The organism is Burkholderia sp. E168m23 (assembly GCF_016586125.1).
GTDB lineage: Bacteria > Pseudomonadota > Gammaproteobacteria > Burkholderiales > Burkholderiaceae > Burkholderia > Burkholderia orbicola.
This window is the reverse complement of record NZ_BCPP01001440.1, coordinates 1-1,157: the sequence shown is the minus strand read 5'-3', so window position 1 is coordinate 1,157 and position 1,157 is coordinate 1. Positions and strand designations below refer to the sequence as shown.

At 70.6% G+C, this 1,157-nt stretch carries 2 protein-coding genes; one reads left to right on the top strand and one right to left on the bottom strand.

What is annotated here, in order from left to right; all coding sequences use genetic code 11:
• Positions 1 to 888 (top strand): AraC family transcriptional regulator (locus tag JMF90_RS37995; protein WP_201326436.1); only part of this gene is annotated, 888 nt, incomplete at its 5' end.
• 90 nt (positions 889 to 978) lie between these two features.
• Here JMF90_RS37995 and JMF90_RS37990 read toward each other — a convergent pair.
• The coding region (locus JMF90_RS37990) for a citrate/2-methylcitrate synthase (protein ID WP_305790781.1) at positions 979 to 1,157 on the bottom strand (179 nt) is incomplete at its 5' end.

Sequence of the window (1,157 nt, the reverse complement as noted above, 5' to 3'; positions counted from 1 at the left end):
CATCGCCACCCCGAGTACGAGCTGACGCTGACGCTCAACAGCCGCGGCCAGCGCTTCATCGGCGACCACGTCGCGCGTTACGCGGACGACGATCTCGTGCTCGTGCCGCCGAACCTGCCGCATACGTGGTCGTCGAACGCGCGCATCGATCGCGACGCGCCCGAGGTCGCGCTCGTCGTCTGGTTCGACGGAGACTGGATGCGGCGGCTGGCCGACTGCTGCCCCGAATACGCGCCGCTGCGCTCGCTGTTGCGACGTGCGGCGCCGGGCCTGCACTTCGACGTGGAGACGGCCCGCGCGATGCGCGCGCGGCTGCCGCGGTTGCTCGATCCGTCGCCGCGCGTGCGGCTCGCGGCCACGCTCGACACGCTTGCCGATCTCGCGGAAACAGGCGGCGAACCGCTCGCCACCGCGCAGGCGTACGACCTGGCCGATGGCGCGCCGTCGCCCGCCGACCCGGCCGCCCCCGAAGCCGAACGCCTCGACCGCGTGCTCGACGCGATCGACCGGCATTTCCACGAACCGCTGCGCATCGACGCCCTCGCCGCCGTCGCGCACCTGTCCGAACGCACACTGCAACGGCTGTTCGTCCGGCATCTCGGCGAAAGCGTCGGCCGCTACGTGCAGCGGCTGCGGCTCGCGCACGCGTGCCGCCATCTCGTCGGCACCGACTGGCCGATCGCGACGGTGGCCGCGCGCTGCGGCATTCCGAATACCGCGAACTTCAATCGCCAGTTCCTCGCCGCGCGCGGCACGACGCCCGGCGCATACCGGCAGTTCTTCAAGCAGCATGGCCATGCACCCGACGGCGATGCGCCCGCGCTCGACACACGGCCACCGTCGCTGGAGCACCGCGGCGGATCGGGCCAACGTCGGCCGCACAAATGAAAACACCCCGACGGGCTGACCCGTCGGGGTGTCGTGGCGTGGCGATTGCCGGACGCGAGCGGCCTGCCGGCCGTTCGCGCCGCACACGATTTAACGTGCGTTGAGCGGCTTCGCTTCGCGCGGCGTATCGCCGATGAACAGCTGGCGCGGACGGCCGATCTTCTGCTCGGGATCGCCGATCATTTCGTTCCACTGTGCGATCCAGCCGACCGTACGTGCCATCGCGAAGATACACGTGAACATCGACGTCGGGATGCCCAGCGCGCGCT